At 64.9% G+C, this 19,171-nt stretch carries 16 protein-coding genes; 10 read left to right on the top strand and 6 right to left on the bottom strand.

The features are described from left to right. Positions 1 to 46: 46 nt before the first annotated feature. Positions 47 to 1,075, bottom strand: a complete 1,029-nt coding sequence (locus BLS61_RS14200; RefSeq protein WP_090431892.1) for an amino acid ABC transporter substrate-binding protein — start codon at positions 1,073 to 1,075, stop codon at positions 47 to 49. A gap of 478 nt (positions 1,076 to 1,553) precedes the next feature. Between BLS61_RS14200 and BLS61_RS14195 the strand changes: the two genes are divergently transcribed. The 5 genes from BLS61_RS14195 to rhlB all read left to right on the top strand — a co-directional run bounded on the left by BLS61_RS14195 (position 1,554) and on the right by rhlB (position 8,082). Continuing rightward, positions 1,554 to 2,213, top strand: coding sequence for an alpha/beta hydrolase (locus BLS61_RS14195; protein ID WP_090431890.1), 660 nt, complete (start codon positions 1,554 to 1,556; stop codon positions 2,211 to 2,213). A 24-nt stretch (positions 2,214 to 2,237) separates the two neighbouring features. After that, positions 2,238 to 4,139 carry an acyl-CoA synthetase gene (locus BLS61_RS14190; protein WP_090431888.1) on the top strand — a complete coding sequence of 634 codons (1,902 nt, stop codon included), beginning with the start codon at positions 2,238 to 2,240 and terminating at the stop codon, positions 4,137 to 4,139. A 187-nt stretch (positions 4,140 to 4,326) separates the two neighbouring features. After that, positions 4,327 to 5,265, top strand: a complete 939-nt coding sequence (locus BLS61_RS14185; protein ID WP_090431885.1) for a GGDEF domain-containing protein — start codon at positions 4,327 to 4,329, stop codon at positions 5,263 to 5,265. Between the two features lie 106 nt (positions 5,266 to 5,371). Next, on the top strand, positions 5,372 to 6,535 hold the full coding sequence (locus BLS61_RS14180) for a dipeptidase (RefSeq protein WP_090431883.1): 1,164 nt from the start codon (positions 5,372 to 5,374) through the stop codon (positions 6,533 to 6,535). Between the two features lie 98 nt (positions 6,536 to 6,633). Beyond that, positions 6,634 to 8,082: an ATP-dependent RNA helicase RhlB gene (rhlB, locus tag BLS61_RS14175; protein WP_090431880.1), complete on the top strand. Its 1,449-nt coding sequence runs from the start codon at positions 6,634 to 6,636 to the stop codon at positions 8,080 to 8,082. A gap of 199 nt (positions 8,083 to 8,281) precedes the next feature. Here the strand turns inward: rhlB and BLS61_RS14170 are convergent, their stop codons facing one another. The 3 genes from BLS61_RS14170 to ycaC form a co-directional block, all read right to left on the bottom strand. Beyond that, complete coding sequence (locus tag BLS61_RS14170; RefSeq protein ID WP_244157956.1) at positions 8,282 to 8,581, bottom strand: hypothetical protein; 300 nt, start codon at positions 8,579 to 8,581, stop codon at positions 8,282 to 8,284. Between the two features lie 58 nt (positions 8,582 to 8,639). After that, positions 8,640 to 9,626 (bottom strand): TerC family protein, encoded by a 987-nt coding sequence (locus BLS61_RS14165; protein WP_090431876.1) that lies wholly within the window; start codon positions 9,624 to 9,626, stop codon positions 8,640 to 8,642. A 365-nt stretch (positions 9,627 to 9,991) separates the two neighbouring features. Beyond that, positions 9,992 to 10,606, bottom strand: a complete 615-nt coding sequence (gene ycaC / locus BLS61_RS14160) for an isochorismate family cysteine hydrolase YcaC (protein WP_090431874.1) — start codon at positions 10,604 to 10,606, stop codon at positions 9,992 to 9,994. Positions 10,607 to 10,748: 142 nt separating this feature from the next. Between ycaC and BLS61_RS14155 the strand changes: the two genes are divergently transcribed. After that, entirely contained in the window at positions 10,749 to 11,702 is a 954-nt protein-coding gene (locus tag BLS61_RS14155) for a LysR family transcriptional regulator (RefSeq protein WP_090431872.1), read from the top strand. A 213-nt stretch (positions 11,703 to 11,915) separates the two neighbouring features. On the opposite strand, the gene BLS61_RS14150 is transcribed toward BLS61_RS14155, so the two are convergent. Continuing rightward, a complete protein-coding gene (locus BLS61_RS14150) occupies positions 11,916 to 14,279 on the bottom strand; it encodes a DNA polymerase II (RefSeq protein ID WP_208598806.1) in 2,364 nt (787 codons plus the stop codon). A gap of 149 nt (positions 14,280 to 14,428) precedes the next feature. On the opposite strand from BLS61_RS14150, the gene BLS61_RS14145 reads away from it, so the two are divergent. From BLS61_RS14145 to BLS61_RS14135, 3 genes are read left to right on the top strand one after another with little or no spacing between them, the layout of a single operon-like run. After that, entirely contained in the window at positions 14,429 to 14,857 is a 429-nt protein-coding gene (locus tag BLS61_RS14145) for a group II truncated hemoglobin (RefSeq protein ID WP_208598805.1), read from the top strand. A gap of 1 nt (position 14,858) precedes the next feature. Continuing rightward, positions 14,859 to 15,197 carry an FKBP-type peptidyl-prolyl cis-trans isomerase gene (locus BLS61_RS14140; RefSeq protein WP_090431866.1) on the top strand — a complete coding sequence of 113 codons (339 nt, stop codon included), beginning with the start codon at positions 14,859 to 14,861 and terminating at the stop codon, positions 15,195 to 15,197. Then, positions 15,190 to 16,116, top strand: coding sequence for a class I SAM-dependent methyltransferase (locus BLS61_RS14135; RefSeq protein WP_090431864.1), 927 nt, complete (start codon positions 15,190 to 15,192; stop codon positions 16,114 to 16,116). The genes BLS61_RS14140 and BLS61_RS14135 overlap by 8 nt, the downstream gene beginning before the upstream one ends. A 126-nt stretch (positions 16,117 to 16,242) precedes the next feature. Here the strand turns inward: BLS61_RS14135 and norR are convergent, their stop codons facing one another. Then, positions 16,243 to 17,793 carry a nitric oxide reductase transcriptional regulator NorR gene (gene norR, locus BLS61_RS14130; RefSeq protein WP_090431862.1) on the bottom strand — a complete coding sequence of 517 codons (1,551 nt, stop codon included), beginning with the start codon at positions 17,791 to 17,793 and terminating at the stop codon, positions 16,243 to 16,245. Between the two features lie 191 nt (positions 17,794 to 17,984). On the opposite strand from norR, the gene hmpA reads away from it, so the two are divergent. Then, a complete protein-coding gene (gene hmpA / locus BLS61_RS14125; RefSeq protein WP_090431860.1) occupies positions 17,985 to 19,166 on the top strand; it encodes an NO-inducible flavohemoprotein in 1,182 nt (393 codons plus the stop codon). The last annotated feature ends 5 nt before the right edge of the window (positions 19,167 to 19,171 follow it).

The raw sequence follows: 19,171 nt of genomic DNA, 5'->3' as shown, positions 1-19,171 counted from the left end.
CATCAGGAACAACCGGCGCGCCATGCAGGCGCGCCGGTACAGACGATCAACGCACCGGCGGTGCGTATTGCAGACCACCTTTGTTCCACAGGGCATTGAGACCACGCTCGATCTTCAGCTCGCTGCCGGCACCGACGTTGCGATCGAAGGACTCGCCGTAGTTACCTACCTGCTTGACGATCTGTACCGCCCAGTCCTTCGGCAGTTTCAGATCCTTGCCAAACTCACCTTCGGTACCGAGCAGACGGGCTACGTCGGGGTTTTTGGTGGTCTTGGCGGTTTCTTCGACGTTGGCCGAGGTCACACCCAGCTCTTCGGCGTTGACCATGGCGAACAGCGACCAGCGCACGATGTCGAACCACTCTTCGTCGCCCTGGCGCACGACCGGACCCAGGGGCTCCTTGGAGATGACTTCCGGCAGCACCACGTAGTCGTCCGGGTTGGCCAGCTTGATGCGCTGTGCGTACAGCTGCGACTGGTCGGAGGTGAGCACGTCGCAACGGCCGGCTTCGACCGACTTGGCGCTCTCGTCAGAGGTATCGTAGGTGATGGGGGTGTACTTCATGCCATTGGCGCGGAAGTAGTCGGAGAGGTTCAGCTCGGTGGTGGTACCGGCCTGGATGCACACGGTGGCGCCGTCCAGTTCCTTGGCGCTGGAAACACCCAGCTTCTTGTTCACCAGGAAACCCTGACCGTCGTAGTAGTTCACGCCAGCGAAGTTCAGGCCCAGACCGGAGTCACGCGAGCTGGTCCAGGTGGTGTTGCGCGACAGGATGTCGACTTCGCCGGACTGCAGCGCGGTGAAGCGCTCCTTGGCGGTCAGCGGGCTGTACTTGACCTTGGTAGCGTCACCGAAGACCGCGGCTGCGACAGCGCGGCAGACGTCGACGTCCAGACCCAGGTAGTTGCCTTTTTCGTCGGCGTAGGAGAAGCCCGGCAGACCGTCGCTGATACCGCACTGCACGAAGCCTTTCTTCTGCACTGCATCCAGGGTGGCGCCTGCCTGAGCAAAGCCACTGACACCGAGCACAGCTGCGGTGGTCAGCACAGCCAGGGTGGATTTCACCATCTTCATCAAAAACCTCCAGTTGCTCTTGTTGTGTTGGAGTCTCCGTTCGCCTTCCCCACCCTTTTGAGGCACGCGATCCGCTGGCAGCAACGGTATCGACGAGAAGCGCGAACGTCAGGCGGGAGTCTAGTCGGCATTACCCTCTGCTGGCCAACTGCTCCTACCCTGCCCATTGGTTGAACGGGCCAGAGACGGATCGTCATCCGTCCGGACGTTTGATCGCCCCGACGGTCTAGTTAGGAACCCCACACAGCAGATTCCTGCCTGTTGAGCGGCGCGCAATGGCACAGTGTTACCGTTGGCGCACCACGTCGTCAGTCCGGATGAGCCATAGCAAGCCCCGTACCAGCACATGGCAAATAGCCCCATATGCGGGGGTCAAGAGCAAAAGTTGCACCCGTGCGACAACTTATTCACAGATTAGCCAAGCCTTGCACAAGACGCCGCCCCAAATTAAGGCGCATGCACCACACTGGAGCTACCAATGACCGCACCCATGATTCTGCAGCCCCCACAACCCGCCGATGCCAGCGTGATCTGGCTGCACGGACTGGGGGCCGACCGCTACGATTTCCTGCCGGTCGCCGAGATGCTGCAGGAGCGCCTGCCCACCACCCGCTTCATCCTGCCGCAGGCGCCGACCCGTCCGGTGACCATCAACGGTGGCTGGAGCATGCCGAGCTGGTACGACATCCTTGCCATGAGCCCGGCGCGGGCCATCGACCAGGCGCAGCTGGAGGAATCCGCCGACCAGGTGATCGCCCTGATCGAAGCCGAACGCGAAAGCGCCATCGCCCCTGAACGCATCGTCCTGGCGGGCTTTTCCCAGGGTGGCGCGGTGGTCCTGCACACCGCCTTCCTGCGCTATCCAGAGACTCTCGGCGGCGTCCTGGCGCTGTCGACCTACGCGCCGACCTTCAGCGACGACATGCAGCTGACGGATACAAAAAGACAACTGCCGGTGCTGTGTTTGCATGGCAGATTCGACGACGTGGTGCCTCCCGACATGGGCCGCGCCGCGTACGACCGCCTGCACGCCAGTGGGGTGCCGGTGCAATGGCGCGACTATCCGATGACCCACGAGGTTCTGCCGGAGGAGATTCGCGATATCGCCGAATGGCTGGGCCACCTGCTGGCCGACTGACCGAAGCGGAGAGATGCACGATAAATGAGCACAGCGCCCCTGATTCGCACACTGCAGGATATCGAGCAGATCGAAAGCACGCCGTTGAGCGAGCGCGATCTACCCAGCAGCACCTTCGAGCTGATCCGCCGCACGGCACAGACCCATCCGGATGCACCGGCGCTGTCGTTCATTCTCCAGGGCACGGCAGAGGAAACGCCGCTGCGCCTGAACTATGCCGAGCTGCTCGGCAGGATCACCCAGACCGCCAACGCCTTCCATCGCCTGGGCCTGCGTCCGGGCAAGGCGGTGTCCTTCCTGCTGCCCAACCTGCCACAGACCCATTACACCATCTGGGGCGGCGAGGCGGCCGGGATCGCCAACGCGATCAACCCGCTGCTCGACCCCGAGCACATCGCCGAGCTGATCCACGCCGCCGACTCCGAGCTGCTGGTGACCCTGGCGCCCTTTCCCGGTACCGACCTGTGGGACAAGGTCGCTGCCCTGCGTGACCGCTTGCCGGAGCTCAAGGCGATTCTCTGCGTGGACATGGCCAACCTGCTGCCGGAACCGCAGCGCAGTGCGCTCAAGGCCCAGCGCGGCGCCTTGCCGGAGGGCGTGCTGGATTTCGATGAAACCATCGCCGCCTGCCCTGCCGATCACCTGGAAAGTGGCCGCGCCATCCTGCCCGAGGATATCGCCAGCTACTTCCATACCGGCGGCACCACCGGCACGCCGAAACTGGCGCCACACAGCCACGGCAACGAAGTGGCCATGGCCTACAGCATGAACCTGGTGACCCGCTTCGGCATCGGCGACGTCACGCTCTGCGGCCTGCCGCTGTTTCACGTCAATGGCGTGATCGTCACCGGGCTTGCGGCCTTCATCGGCGGTGCCGAGGTGCTGCTGGCCACCCCGCAGGGCTATCGCAACAGCACGCTGATCGGCAACTTCTGGAAGGTGATCGAACGCCACAAGGTCAGCTTCTTCAGCGGGGTTCCCACCATCTATGCCGGCCTGCTGCAGGTTCCCAGCGAGGGCCATGACCTGTCCTCGCTGAAGTACGCGCTGTGCGGCGCCGCGCCGATGCCCGTGGAGCTGATCCGCCAGTTCGAGGCCAAGACCGGCCTGACCCTGATCGAAGGCTACGGCCTGACCGAAGGCACCTGCGGCAGTTGCGCCAACCCGCCGGCCGGCGAGCGCCGCCCCGGCTCCATCGGCCTGCCGATGCCCTACTGCGAAGTGCGCATCAAGCTGCTCGATGAACAGGGACGCTACCTGCGCGATGCCGCGCCCAACGAGATCGGCAACCTGTGCATCCGTGGCGCCACGGTGTTCAAGGGCTACCTGCAGGCCAGCAAGAATGCCGGCATCTGGGTCGATGGCGACTGGTTCAACACCGGTGACCTCGGCCGCGTCGATGCCGATGGCTACATCTGGCTGACCGGCCGCAGCAAGGATCTGATCATCCGCGGCGGCCACAACATCGACCCGCAGATGATCGAGGAAGCCCTGCACAGGCACCCCGCCGTGGCCATGGCCGCCGCCGTGGGCAAGCCGGATGAAAAGGCCGGTGAACTGCCGGTGGTCTACGTGCAGCTCAAGCCGGGTGCACAGGCCAGCGAGGCCGAGTTGCTCAAGCACGCCGCAGCGCACATTCCCGAGCGCGCTGCGGTGCCCAAGGACGCCTGGATCATCGACGCCATTCCGCTTACCGCGGTGGGCAAGACCTTCAAACCCGCGCTGCGCTTCGATGCCATTGCCCGCGTCTATCAGGCTGCCGTCGCCGAGTTGCATCCGGCGGTGCGGGTCGAAGTCCTGAGCGACGACAAGGCCGGCCAACTGGCCCATATCCATCTGCCCAATCAGGATCAGGCATTGGCCGAGGCCATCGGCAAGCGCCTGGCAGGCTACGCGATAGGCCATCGCATTCACTTCGCAGCGTGATCCAGAGCGCGCAAGGACGCGCGACAGTTAACAGCTTTGCACTTTCGTACAACCACTTGTCGGCAGAACTTTAGGCAAGCATTGCCACGCTCAGGGCGCCGGAATAATGTCGAGGCCATTCGTAGACGCGACAGGGAGCGTTGGTGGTGCCCAGCCAATTCGCCCGGCCAGGCCCGACGAGATTGCGATGAAACCGGCGCACTGGCAGGCAGACCTGCAGCAAGTTCAACAGTTGCGACTCTTTCAGAATGTCGCCACCAGCAGCCTGGATCAGTTGCTGCGGGAGTTCCGTGCCTGCGAGCTGGAAGCAGGCGAAGTCCTGCTCTCGCCCTTCAACCGCAACCAGCACCTCTACCTGCTGATCGAAGGCCAATTGCGCGTCTACCTGGGCTCGCTGGACAACCAGGCGGTCAGCACCCTGGAAGTCGGCGACTGCGCCGGTGAAATCAGCTTCATCGACAACGAACACCCTTCCGCCTACGTGGTGGCCGAGCGCCCCTCCATCGTCCTGCGCCTGCACCGCGAATCCCTGGTGGCGCTGTTCCAGCAATCCCCACAGATGATGCAGAACCTCCTGGAGCTGCTCTGCGAACGCGTGCGCAAGGGCAATCGGCAGATTCTCGACAGCGAGCAGAACGCCAACGTCGATACCCTCACCGGCTGCTTCAACCGGCGCTGGCTGGAGCACGTATTCGAGCGCGAGAGCACCCGCTGCGCCTTCAACGATGAACCGCTGTCGCTGCTGATGCTCGATGTCGACCACTTCAAGGCCTACAACGACCAGCACGGCCATCTGGCCGGCGATTACGCCCTGTGCCTCGTGGCCCATACGCTGAGCAGCCAGTTGCGGCCCAAGGACAGCCTGATCCGCTTCGGCGGTGAAGAGTTCGTCATCCTCCTGCCGGAAATCGCCGACGAGGCCGCGCGCGGCATCGGCGAACGCCTGCGCGTCAGCCTGGAGCAGATCGCCTCCTTCTATTCGCCGGTTGGCGTGCTGCCTGGCGTCACCATCTCCATCGGCCTGGCGCAGATGCAGCAGAAGGACAGCCTGCAGGGCCTGATCGCCCGCGCCGATGCTGCGCTCTATCAGGCCAAGCAACAGGGGCGCAACTGCCTCTGCGGTTGAGCCTTGCTCGGCTTGGTGCGCACGGCGCACCCTACCGCGGGGTAAACCGCGCGTACTGCTTCCCTGCTAGAGTGCCCGGCATAACAACATGCCCGGATGGCTCCTCATGCGCAAACTGCTGATCGCCCTGCTTCTGCTGGTTCCCCTCTCCGCCCTCGCCGTGCTCGGCCTGCCTCAGGTCATCGACGCGCAAATGAACAGCGTCGCCAGCCCGCCGCCCTATCCGGCCAGCGCCAGCGCGCAGAAGCTGCACCAGGGCCTGTTCGTCGCCGATCTGCACGACGACGCCCTGCTCTGGGAGCGCGATCTGCTCAAACGCTACGATTACGGCCATTCCGACCTGCCGCGCATGCTCGAAGGCCGCCTCGGCCTGCAGGTGTTCTCCACCGTGACCAAGACCCCGCGCGGCCTGAACATGGAGAGCAACGGCGCCGACAGCGACAACATCACCCTGCTGGCCATGGCCCAGCGCTGGCCGCGGGAAACCTGGAGCAGCCTGCTGCAGCGCGCGCTGTACCAGGCGCAGAAACTCCAGGACGCCGCCGCCGGCAGCGACGGCCGTCTGCTGCTGATCCGCACCCGCAACGACCTGGCGAACTTCATCGAAGCCTGGGAAAGGGACCCGCGCCGCGTCGCCGGCCTGCTCGCCACCGAGGGCCTGCAACCCATCGAAGGCAAGCTGGAAAACATCGACGTGCTGTATGACGCGGGCTTTCGCATCGCCGGCCTTACCCACTTCTTCGACAACGAGGTCGGCGGTTCGGCCCACGGCCAGAAGAAAGGCGGCCTGACTCCGCTGGGCAGGCAAGTGATTACCCGGCTGGAAGAAAAATCCATGCTGGTGGACCTGGCCCACGCCTCCCGCCCGCTGATCGACGACGTATTGGCCATGGCCACGCGCCCGGTGCTGGTCTCGCACACCGGGGTCGAGGGCACCTGCCCCGGCACGCGCAACCTCAGCGACAAGCACCTGCAGGCCATCGCCGCCACGGGTGGAGTGATCGGCATCGGCTACTGGAGCACCGCGGTGTGCGACACCTCGGTTGCGGCCATAGTCCGCGCCATCCGTTACACGGTGGACAAGGTCGGTGTCGAGCACGTCGCCCTGGGGTCTGATTTCAACGGCACCGTACACACGCCGTTCGACGTCACCGGCCTGGCGCAGCTCACCGAAGGCCTGCAGGGCGCCGGCTTCGACGAGGCCGCCATCGCCGCGATCATGGGCGGCAACGTCCAGCGCCTGCTGCTGGCCAGCCTGCCGGAGAATTGAGGCCGGCTCTTGACAGACGCGAGCGAAGCACTTCGCCACGCCCGCGTCTTGCATTACACTGGCGGGCGTTCACTCCTTAACCAGTCGATGAGAAGCCCGTGCTCAAAGCACTCAAGAAAATGTTCGGCAAAGCCGAAGACGAGCAGCCACAACCAGCGCCGTCACCCGCAGTAGCGCCCGCCCAGAGCCGTGGCGCAGACGACAAGCGTCCCCGCAAGAACAAGCCCGCCCGCCCTGCCAGCGAGACGGTCAGCGACAGCCCCGCGCCACAGCAGCCTCGCCCGCCCAAGGCCGAAAAGCCACGCCGCGAGCGTCCGGCCAAGCCGGTGGATAACTGGAAGCTGGAAGATTTCGTGGTCGAGCCAGCCGAAGGCAAGACGCGCTTCCACGACTTCAAGCTCGCCCCCGAGCTGATGCACGCCATCCACGACCTCGGCTTCCCCTACTGCACGCCGATCCAGGCCGGCGTACTGGGTTACACCCTCAAGGGTCAGGACGCCATCGGCCGCGCCCAGACCGGCACCGGCAAGACTGCCGCGTTTCTCATCTCGATCATCACCCAGCTGCTGCAGACCCCGCCGCCGAAGGAACGCTACATGGGCGAGCCGCGCGCACTGATCATCGCGCCAACCCGCGAGCTGGTGGTGCAGATCGCCAAGGACGCCGTCGCGCTGACCAAGTACACCAAGCTCAACGTCATGAGCTTCGTCGGCGGCATGGACTTCGACAAGCAGCTCAAGCAGCTGGAATCGCGCTTCTGCGACATCCTGGTCGCCACCCCGGGCCGCCTGCTGGACTTCAACCAGCGCGGCGAGGTGCATCTGGACATGGTCGAGGTGATGGTGCTGGACGAAGCCGACCGCATGCTCGACATGGGCTTCATCCCGCAGGTACGCCAGATCATCCGCCAGACGCCGATGAAGGGCGACCGCCAGACCCTGCTGTTCTCCGCCACCTTCACCGAAGACGTGATGAACCTGGCCAAGCAGTGGACGGTCAACCCGGCCATCGTCGAGATCGAGCCGGAGAACGTCGCCAGCGATACCGTCGAACAGCACGTCTACGCCGTGGCCTCCAGCGACAAGTACAAGCTGCTCTATAACCTGATCACGCAGAACGCCTGGGACCGGGTGATGGTCTTCGCCAACCGCAAGGACGAAGTGCGCCGTATCGAGGAGCGCCTGACCCGCGACGGCGTCAGCGCTGCGCAGATGTCCGGCGACGTGCCGCAGCACAAGCGCATCAAGGTGCTCGAAGGCTTCCGCGCCGGGCATATCCGGGTGCTGGTGGCCACCGACGTGGCCGGCCGCGGCATCCATGTCGACGGCATCAGTCACGTGATCAACTTCACCCTGCCGGAAGACCCGGACGACTACGTGCACCGCATCGGCCGTACCGGCCGCGCCGGCACCAGCGGCACCTCGATCAGCTTCGCCGGCGAGGACGATGCCTTCGCCCTGCCGCCGATCGAGGCACTGATCGGCCGCAAGATCCAGTGCGAAATGCCACCGGACGAGCTGCTCAAGCCGGTGCCGCGCAGGCACTGAGCCAGCACGGATAGAACAAAGGCGAAGCCGAGAGGCTTCGCCTTTTTCATTGGCAAATGGCCGGATTGGTTTCGCACTGCCTGCGGCCCCGGCGTCAGCCCCTTCGCGGATAAACCCGCGGCTACCAACCGTGCGCCCAACCATCCTGGGTGCGGAAAGAACCTGTAGGAGCGAATTTATTCGCGATCCACGCCTAGCATCAGGTTTCCGCGCCAGGCTCGCCGGTCGGCTCGCTCTCGTTTTCCTGGTTCCCGGATTGTTCGTCCTGTTCGGCCTTGCCCAAGGCTCGGTTGGTCGACTCCTGCAGAGAGTCCACCTGGCGGTTGACCTCGTTCACCACCTCGCCGACGGAGTCGCTGATCAGCGCCTGTGCTTCCTTTTTCGCCTCTTCAGCCAGTTTCTGCGCGGACTGTTCGGCAGCCTCACAGCCAACCAGGCTGAGCAACGCCACACCCAGCGCCATGGGCACCAGACATTTCATCCAATGTGTATGCATCATAGTTCTCCAGTTGCTAAGCCCGGCCTCGCCAGATGACGGGCCGGGCGGGGTTCACATGTCAGATCTTGGCAGGCGACTGGCCGCGGGTCTTGTACAGCGACAGCAGCACACCGCCGATCAGCAGACCCAGGGTGACGCTCAGGGACACCGCCGCCGGAATCTTGCCGATGATGCCGACCAGGAAGATCTTCGCGCCGATGAACACCAGCACCAGCGCCAGTGCGTACTTGAGGTAGGCGAAGCGGTGGATCAGCGCGGCCAGGGCGAAATACAGGGCCCGCAGGCCAAGGATGGCGAAGATATTCGAGGTGTAGACGATGAACGGGTCCTGGGTAATGGCGAAGATCGCCGGCACGCTGTCGATGGCGAACATCAGGTCGGCGCACTCAATCAGGATCAGCGCCAGGAACAGCGGGGTAACCCACAGCACGCTGCGGCCCTGTCCATCGTCCTGACGCACGAAGAAACGCTCGCCATGCAGGCCATCGGTCACCCGCAGGTGCTTGCGCAGGAACTTCACCAGCACGTTATTTTCCAGGTCCGGGGCATCGTCGAGCTTGGCGAACAGCATCTTCACGCCGGTGAAGAACAGGAAGGCGCCGAACACGTAGAGGATCCAGTCGAACTCATGGATCAGCGCGGCGCCCAGGCCGATCATGATCGCCCGCAGCACCAGCACGCCCATGATTCCCCAGAACAGCACCTTGTGCTGGTACTGCCGCGGGATGGCGAGAAAGCTGAAGATCATGGCCATGAGAAACACGTTGTCCATCGACAGCGATTTCTCGATCAGAAAGCCGGTGAGGTAATCCATGCTGGCGTCGCCGCCTTTCTGGAAGAACACCCAGACACCGAACAGCAAACCCGCTGTGATATAGCCGGCCGACAGCAACAGGCTCTCACGCACGCCGATTTCGCGGTTATCGCGATGTAGCACGCCAAGATCGAAGGCCAGCAGGGAGATGACGACAGCGATGAAGACCAGCCACAACCAGGTGGCCGTGCCGAGGAAGTCGGCGAAGAGAAACAGTTCTAGGGCAGTCATGAGCCCCTCCTACAGTCAGATTGAACAGACTGTGATTCCGACATCGCGGTGTTAACCGCCAGAGGGGCCCGGTATCACGAGCGCGAATATATTCAGGCCTCGAACGCGGCTCAATTGCGCAGAGTTTGCAAAATATTTCCTGTTTCCACCGCCCCGGAACCCGCTCCTGCTGAGGTGCGCCGTTTAACTAAGTACATCCGGCAGCCCGAGCCGCCCGTCCACCAGGCCTTCGAACTTACCGCCGAGGAAGCGCAGGATGGCTGGCCCTGTCGTTGATGCCGGGTTGCTGGGCGCTTTGCTGCTGCAGCGTTATTCACACCCTGCCGGATGAGCCCCACCGGCAGCGCCGGCGGGGGCTCGCCGGGTCACTTCTGGCTGTAGCTCTGGATCAGGTTGGCGTAGGCCGGCAGGTGCCCGCCGAGAATGCCGCCGAAGCCCTCGATGTCGTTGCGCCAGTCGCGGTGCAGTTCGCAACCGACGCTGAACCAGTTGAGCATCTGCGCGCCGGCGTGGGCCATGCGCATCAGCGCGGCGTCGCGCACGCTGGTATTTAAGGTGCCCGAAGCATCGGTGACAACGAAGACCTCATAGCCGGCCTCCAGCGCGGACAGGGTCGGGAAGGCCACACAGACGTCGGTGACCACCCCGGCGATGATCAGTTGCTTGCGCCCGGTGGCCTCGATGGCCTTGACGAAATCGGCGTTGTCCCAGGCGTTGATCTGCCCCGGCCGGGCGATATAGGGGGCATCGGGGAACATGGCCTTGAGCTCGGGCACGATCGGGCCGTTGGGGCCGTTCTCGAAGCTGGTGGTGAGGATGGTCGGCAGGTTGAAGAACTTGGCGATGTCGGCCAGCGCCAGCACGTTGTTCTTGAACTCGTCCGGGGTGTAGTCACGCACCAGCGAGAGCAGGCCGGCCTGGTGGTCGACCAGCAGCACGACGGCATCGTCCTTGTTCAGACGCTTGTAGGTAAAAGACATGGCGTAGCCTCCATTGGCAGTAAGCGAATCAACCCGTTGCGGGGAGTTCAAGCCTAGCCTCCGGTGCGACGCACGACCTCCCGCCGGTGAGCGAAATGGCTTTTCGCCCTGCACGAACAATCATCCCTACCATCCAGGCGTTATGCTGAACGGCATTCCGATCAAGCCGCACGGTCGCTTCATGAAACTGGATATTCAGGAAATCGAAACCTTTCTGCGCGTCGCCGAGCTGGGCAGCGTCAGCCTCGCTGCCCAGCAGCTGGGAGTAGCCAAGTCGGTGGTCAGCAAGCGCCTCAGCGACCTGGAGCGCCATCTGGGCGCCAAGCTGCTGTTTCGCTCCACGCGCAAGGTGGCGCCGACCGACAGCGGTCAGCGCTTCTACCAGCAGGCCAAGGCGGCGCTGGCCGAACTGCGCAGCGCCGCCGAAGCGGTGGCCTTCGAGGATGGCAGCCTGGCCGGCCGCCTGCGCATTCTTGCGCCGATGAGCTTTGGCACCTTGTGGCTGGCGCCGCGACTGGCCGAGTTCATGCGCCAGCATCCGCAGCTGGAGCTGGCGCTGCAGCTGGACGACCGGGTCAGCGACTTCGAACGCGAAGGTTACGATCTGTGCCTGCGCATCTCACGCCTGCACGACAGTGCGCTGATTGCCCGGCGCCTCGGCAGCAGCCCGCGGGTGGTGTGCTGCAGCCCCGACTACATCCGCGAACATGGCGCGCCCGAGCGCCTGGAACAGTTGCTCGAACATCCCTGCATAGGCTACTGCAACCTCAGCGCCGGGCAGTTGTGGTCGTTCGACGATCCGGCCGATGCGCAGCGCCCGCTGACCCTGGCGCCCGGCGGGCGCTTCACCAGCAACAACGGCGAGGCCATGCGTGACGCCGCGCTGGCCGGCCTGGGCGTGGCGGTACTGCCGCGCTTCATCGTGCAGCACGACCTGCAGGCCGGCAGGCTGGTGCAGGTGCTGGCCGAGGCCCGGCCCACCGACGATGAGATCTGCGCGCTGTATCCGCGCGCACGCCGCGCATCGCTCAAGGTGCAGACGCTGTGCGACTTCCTGCAACGCGCGTTGGCCAACGAAAGCTGGGCTGGGCCATAGCGGGCGGCGCCCCCGGATTGCGCCCGAGCGCCCCGGTCCCGCTGGAACGCATTCATTCGCGACCCGCGCCGCAACGGGATGGCCAATGAGTTCGCGCCTACCCCATCGGCCAGCCGTGGGAGGGGCTTTAGCCCCGACGGGAGGCGAATGGAGGTGGCAGGTAAAGGGTAGGTGCGCACGGCGCACCCTACGGACGCCGTCCAACGAGACGGCCTAGAATAGCCCCAGCTGTCCGTCCACAAGGCGTTCGAAGTCGCCGCCAACGAAGGGCAGGATGGCGTCGGCCACCGGCTTGAGCTGGCGGCTCAGGTAGTGCTCGTAGTCGATGGGCGAGAGCAGGCGCTCCAGCGGCTGCGGGCCGGCGGTGGTGATCAGGTAGCTGATCCAGCCGCCGCGCTGGTACTGCAGCGGCCGGCCGAGGCGCTGGTTGTGCTCGTCGGCGCTGCGCGCGGCACGCACATGCGGCGGCACGTTGCGCTGGTAGTCATCGAGGCGCCGGCGCAAGCGCTTGCGATAGACCAGCAGCTCGTCCAGCTCGCCGGCCAGCGTACGTTTCACGTAGTCGCGCACGTAGTCCTCGTAGGGCTGGCCGTCGAACACCAGGCGATACAGCTCCTGCTGGAAGCGCTGGGCCAGCGGCGACCAGTCGGTGCGCACCGTTTCCAGCCCCTTGAACACCATGCGTTCGCTGCCGTCCACGTCGTGAACCAGGCCGGCGTAGCGCTTCTTGCTGCCCTCCTCGGTGCCGCGAATGGTAGGCATGAGAAAACGCCGGTAATGGGTCTCGAACTGCAGCTCCAGGGCGCTGGTCAGGCCGTACTCAATCTGCAGATGCTCGCGCCACCAGGCGTTGACGCGGGCCACCAGCGCGCGCCCGATGCGCGCTGCCTCCTCCTCGTCGTGGGCGCGACCGAGCCAGACGAAGGTGGAGTCGGTGTCGCCGTAGATCACCGCATGGCCCTCGGCCTCGATCAGCTCGCGGGTGCGCTTCATGATCTGGTGGCCACGCAAGGTGATCGACGACGCCAGGCGCGGGTCGAAGAAGCGACAACCACTGGAGCCGAGCACGCCGTAGAAGGCGTTCATGATGATCTTCAACGCCTGCGACAGCGCCTTGTTGCCGTCGCGCTTGGCCGCCTCACGGCCCTGCCAGACGCGCTCGACGATGGCCGGCAGGCAATGCCGGGTACGCGAGAAGCGTGCGCCGCGAAAGCCTTCCACCGAATGTTCGTCATCCGGCTGGTGCAGGCCTTCGACCAGCCCCAGCGGGTCGATCAAAAAGCTGCGGATGATCGACGGATACAGGCTCTTGTAGTCCAGCACCAGCACCGAGTCGTACAGACCGGGGCGCGAATCCATGACGAAGCCGCCGGGGCTGTTCTCGCCGCGTATGTCGCCAAGGTTCGGCGCGACGAAACCCAGACGATGCATGGGCGGCAGGTACAGGTGGGTGAAAGCCGCCACCGAGCCGCCGCTGCGGTCGGCCGCCAGCCCGGTGACGCTGGAGCGCTCCAGCAGGAAGGCGAGCAGATCGGTGTGAGCGAAGATCCGCGTGACCAGCTCGCAGTCCTTGAGGTTGTAGCGCGCCAGCGCCGGCTTGTCCTCGTCGAACATGCGCTGGATCTCGTCCATCCGCGCGTAGGGTGTGTCGATGGCCTTGCCCTCGCCTAACAGGGTCTGCGCCACCGATTCCAGGCTGAACGAGGAGAAACTCCAGGTCGCAGAACGCAGCGCCTCGATGCCGTCGATGATCAGCCGCCCGGCCGCCTCGGCGAAGTAGTGCTGGCTGCTGTTGTGCTGGCGCCAGCCCATCACGTCGCCGCCACGCCCCAGTAGCAGCGGCACCTTGAGCTGCTCGGCGTGATCGCGCAGCACACGCAGGTCGAACTGCACCAGGTTCCAGCCGATGATGGCGTCCGGATCATGCCGCTGCAGCCAGTCATTCAGGCGCTCGAGCAGCGCCTTGCGGCTGTCGCAATACTCCAGGTCGAAGTCGACGAGGCTGGCGTCGCCATTGGCCGGGCCGAGCATGTAGACCTGACGCTGGCCACAGCCTTCCAGGGCGATGGAATACAGCTCGCCGCGAGCGCTGGTCTCGATATCCAGCGACACCAGGCGCAGCGTCGGGCGGTAATCAGGCGCGGGTTTGAGCGACTTGCACAGCAGGCTGCCGTCCGGCTGCTCGATACCATCGAAGAACACGCTGGCGGTGATAAAGCGCTCCATCAGGTAGCGATCCGGCGGACGAATATCGGCCTCGTACACATCCACGCCGACCTGGCGCAGTTTTTTCTCAAGCTGCAGCAACTGGCGGTACTGGCGGCAATACAGGCCCAGCACCGGGCGGCGCTTGAAGTCGCGCAAAGCCAGCTCACGCAGCTCGGCTCCCTGCGCATCACGCAACAACGGCTCGGCCCAGGCACGCTGCTCGGCGGGGATAAAGGCCACCGACTCCTGAGGCGGCAGGCGTATCTGGCGCGGGCCGGCATCGGTCGCCAGCCAGAAGGCCACCTCGGTGCCCTCCGGCGTATCGCGCCAATGGCGGCTGAGCACGAAGCCTTGCTGGGGTTGCGTCATCATCTTTTCAGGCAAGCACGATCTGCCCCCTCTCCCATTCATGGGAGAGGGGAGAAAACAGCCTCTGCAGTTACCCATTACCTCGAACCAAACTGGCCGGCCATTCTACGCCAGCGGTTACAATGGCGCCTTTTCCGGACGATGGCTCGATGAGCGAAACACCTCCCTACGGCACTGGCGATGCCTCCTACCAGGCCGCTGGCGGTATCGACGGCCTGCGCCGCCTGGTCGACGACTTCTACCGACTGATGGACGAACGCCCCGAAGCCGCCGCCCTGCGCGCACTGCACCCCGCCGACCTGAGCGCCTCGCGCGACAAGTTGGCGTGCTTTCTCAGCGGCTGGCTGGGCGGGCCACGTCTGTTCGCCGAGAAATACGGCAGCATCAGCATTCCGGCCTTCCATGCCCAGTGGCCGATCGATCAGGCGCTGGCGGAAAGCTGGCTGAGCTGCATGGCCGGCGCCATCGCCCTACAGAACTATGCACCGGCGTTCGCCGACTACCTGCTGACCCAGCTTCGCGTCCCCGCGGAACGCTCGGTACAGGCCAGCCAAAACCGTCATCGCAAGGAAACCTGACATGACTGACGAACTGATCATCGAAGACCTGCAACTCGGCGACGGCAAGGCCGTGGTCAAGGGCGCCCTGATCACCACCCAGTACCGCGGCTGGCTGGCCGACGGCAGCGAGTTCGACTCGTCCTTCTCGCGCGGCAAACCGTTCCAGTGCGTGATCGGCACCGGTCGAGTGATCAAGGGCTGGGACCAGGGTCTGATGGGCATGCAGGTGGGTGGCAAACGCAAGCTGCAGGTGCCCGCTCACCTGGGTTATGGCGAGCGCAGCGTCGGCTCGATTCCACCCAATTCCAACCTGACCTTCGAGATCGAGCTGCTGGAAGTGCTGACCCGCGATGACTGATGCCGCCCTCGCCACCCTGCGCGAGCACCTGCTGCAGGCATTGGAAAACCACCCCGGCAGCGAGACCCGCCGCCTGTTCCATGGCCGCGGCCGCTGCTGGCCGGGGCTGGAGCAGATCACCGTCGACTGGCTGTCCGGCGTGGTGCTGGTGATGCTGTTCCGCGAACCGTCGCCAGCACTACGGCCGCTGCTCATGGAACTGCTGGAAACACCGCAATGGCAGGCCAGCGGTGCGCGCGGCCTGCTGCTGCAGCACCGCTATGTGCAGGGCAGCGAGAGCGAATGGCTGGCCGGCGAGCCACAGGCGCAATGGCCGATCATCGAGGACGGCCTGCACTACCTGCTGGATCTGGGCAGCAAGCAGAACATCGGGCTGTTTCTCGATATGCGCCTGGGTCGCCAGTGGGTACGCGAGCAGACCGCCGGCAAGCGCGTGCTCAACCTGTTCGCCTACACCTGCGGCTTCTCCGTCGCGGCCATCGCCGGTGGCGCCGAGCGGGTGGTCAATCTGGACATGGCGCGCGCCGCGCTGTCGCGCGGGCGCGAGAATCATCGCCTGAACGGGCACGACCTCTCCCGAGTGGAGTTTCTCGGCCACGAGCTGTTCAAGTCCTGGGGCAAGGTGCGCAAGAGCGGGCCGTATGACCTGGTGATCATCGATCCGCCGACCTTCCAGAAAGGCAGCTTCGCCCTTACCCAGGACTACCGCAAGATCCTGCGCCGCCTGCCCGAGCTGCTGACCGAGCACGGCACCGTGCTGGCCTGCGTCAACGACCCCGATATCGGCCCGGACTTTCTTATCGAAGGAATGGCGGCAGAAGCCCCGCAGCTGCGCTTCGTGCAGCGCCTGGACAACCCGCCGGAGTTTCCCGATATCTCCCCCGAAAGCGGCCTGAAGGCGCTGGTGTTCCAACTGTAGCCTGGATGAAATCCGGGATTTGCCGGCCCCGGATTGCATCCGGGCTACGGGCAGATGCCGATCATGTGGGAGGGGCTTTAGCCGCGACGTCAACAGATCGCGGCTAAAGCCCCTCCCACAATCCGGCTAGCGAATACCCAGGCGCCTGGCCAGGCGGCTGAGGTTGGCACGATCCACCCCCAGCTCACGCGCCGCGTCGGCCCATTTGCCCTGGTGGCGCGCCAGGCACTGTTCGATCAGCCTGCGCTGGAAGGCATCCACCGCCGTACGCAGTTCCACACCTGCCGGCATCGGCTCAGCGGGCGCCAGCACTTCGTCGATAAGGGGCGGCGCCTCGGCCATCGGCAAATCCAGGTCCTGCACATCCAGACTGAGAATGCGCGGGCGCTCGCCGTGGCGCGCCAGCGCCTTGATCGCCGCACGACCGACCAGATGCTCCAGCTCGCGTACATTGCCCGGCCAGTCGTGGCCCAGCAGAGCCTTCTGCGCCTCGGCACACAGACGCAGGCTGCGCAGCCCGAGCCGGGCACGGTTCTCTTCGAGGAAGTAACCGGCCAGCAACAGCACGTCACGACCACGCTCGCGCAGCGGCGGCACCGGCAACGGATAGACGCTCAGGCGGTGATACAGGTCGGCGCGAAACCGTCCGGCGCGCACTTCGGCCGCCAGGTCGCGGTTGGTGGCGGCGATCACCCGCACATCGACACGATGTTCGCGATCCGAACCGACCCGCTGCAACTGTCCGCTCTGCAGCACGCGCAGCAGCTTGGCCTGGATCGCCAGCGGCAGTTCGCCCACCTCGTCGAGGAACAGGCTGCCGCCATCGGCCAACTCGAACTTGCCACTGCGTTCGCTCATGGCCCCGGAGAAGGCGCCGCGTACATGGCCGAACAGTTCACTCTCCACCAGCGCATCGGGCAAGGCCGCGCAGTTGATGCTGACCAGCGGCCGCTGCGCGCGCGGCGAGGTGGCGTGGATCGCTTCGGCCACCAGCTCCTTGCCGACCCCGGTCTCGCCGGTGATCAGCACCGTCAGCGGGCTGTCACCGACCAGGCGAATTTCGTCCTGCAGCTTGCGCAGCGCCGCGCTCTGCCCCACCAGCTCGCGCGGTTGCTGCCGCGCCTGCTTGTACAGTTCGGTGAGCTGGCGCTCGGCCTCGACCCGCTGCGCCAGGCCGCTGATTCGCTGGCTGACCTTGACCGTGGCCGCGGCCAGGCTGGCGAAGGCTTCCAGGTTGTCCAGCTCGAAGCGGCCGAAACTGGCCGGGTCGAGCGAGTCCAGGGTCAGCAGGCCCCAGAGCTGTTCGTCCAGGTACAGCGGGCAACCGAGACAGTCGTGCACTTCCAGATGCCCATGCAGGCCGTCTACCAGCCCGTCATAAGGATCAGGCAGGCCGCAGTCGGCGGCGAAACGGGTGGGCCCGGCATGCTCCAGCAACGCGGCCAGGCGCGGATGCTCGCTGACCCTGAAACGTCGCCCCAGGGTGTCGGGGCTCAGGCCTTCCACTGCCAGCGGCACCAGTACCTCGCCGTCGAGTCGCAGCAGCGCCACGGCATCGCAGGGGAACAACTGGCGCAGCGCCGCCAACAGGCGGCGGTAACGTTCGCCGTCGTCCAGCTCGCGAGACAGATCGGCGACCAGGGGAATCAGGGTTTCAAGCAGAGGATTAGCGGTCATTTCGACTATTCAAAGTCTTTATGACTCACAACCAGGGCGAGTCATTAAAACAACAAAATCTTCAAGTTATTGATATTTAAAGATTATTTAAATGGCACGTTTTCTGAAGTATCTCCAATGCTAACGCTAGCACGCCACAACTGGCCAAACGAGCCAACCGGCGCCTTTATTTGCCTTGCGGAGATACCGAGATGCTGAACCACGCCCAACGCGACCTGATCAAAGCCACCGTCCCGCTGCTGGAAAGCGGCGGCGAAGCGCTGACCACCCATTTCTACCGGATGATGCTCAGCGAGTACCCCGAGGTGCGCCCACTGTTCAACCAGGCCCACCAGGCCAGCGGTGACCAGCCGCGCGCCCTGGCGGGCGGCGTGCTGATGTACGCGCGCCATATCGACCGCCTCGAAGCCCTCGGCCCGCTGGTGGCGCAGATCGTCAACAAGCACGTGTCACTGCAGATCCTGCCCGAGCACTACCCCATCGTCGGCAGCTGCCTGCTACGCGCGATCCGCGAAGTGCTCGGTGCCGAAATCGCCACCGACGCGGTGATCGATGCCTGGGCCGTAGCCTACCAGCAACTGGCCGACATCCTTATCGGCGCAGAAGAAAGCCAGTACGCGCAAAATGCCGCGGCGCCCGGCGGCTGGCGTGGCGCGCGGGCGTTCCGCGTAGCGCGCAAGGTCATCGAGAGCGCCGAAATCACTTCCTTCCACCTGGCTCCGGTCGATGGCGGCGCGTTGCTCGATCATCAGCCCGGCCAGTACATCGGCATGCGCCTGGTGCTGGACGGCGAAGAGGTGCGCCGCAACTACTCGCTGTCGGCACTGGCCAACGGCCGTGAATACCGCATCAGCGTCAAGCGCGAGCCTGGCGGGCGCGTGTCCAACCATCTGCATGACGAGGTTCAGGTTGGCGATGTGCTGGACCTGTTCCCGCCCGCAGGCGAGTTCACCCTGAGCGAGTCGGACAAGCCACTGGCCCTGATCAGCGCCGGCGTCGGCATCACCCCGGCACTGGCCATGCTCGATGCCGCGCGACACAGCGGCCGGCCGATCCATTTCATCCACTGCGCGCGCAATGCCGAGGTGCATGCCTTCCGCGACTGGGTCGACGCCCATGCCGCCGAACATCCGCAGATTCGCCATTACGTGTGCTACAGCGAGCCGCGCGCGGGCGATGCGGCCGACGCCGAGGGTTTGCTCAGCCGCGAACTGCTGGAGCAGTGGCTGCCGGCCGAACGCGATCTGGACGCCTACTTCCTCGGCCCGAAACCCTTCATGGCACAGGTCAGGCGCCACCTGCAGGCACTGGGCGTACCTGCCGAGCAGAGCCGCTACGAGTTCTTCGGCCCGGCCTCGGCTCTGGATAGCTGAACGAT

The sequence above is a fragment of the Ectopseudomonas guguanensis genome (genome assembly GCF_900104265.1).
Taxonomy (GTDB): Bacteria; Pseudomonadota; Gammaproteobacteria; order Pseudomonadales; family Pseudomonadaceae; genus Aquipseudomonas; species Aquipseudomonas guguanensis.
The sequence above is the reverse complement of the archived record's forward strand: the minus strand, read 5'-3'. Positions and strand labels throughout refer to the sequence as shown.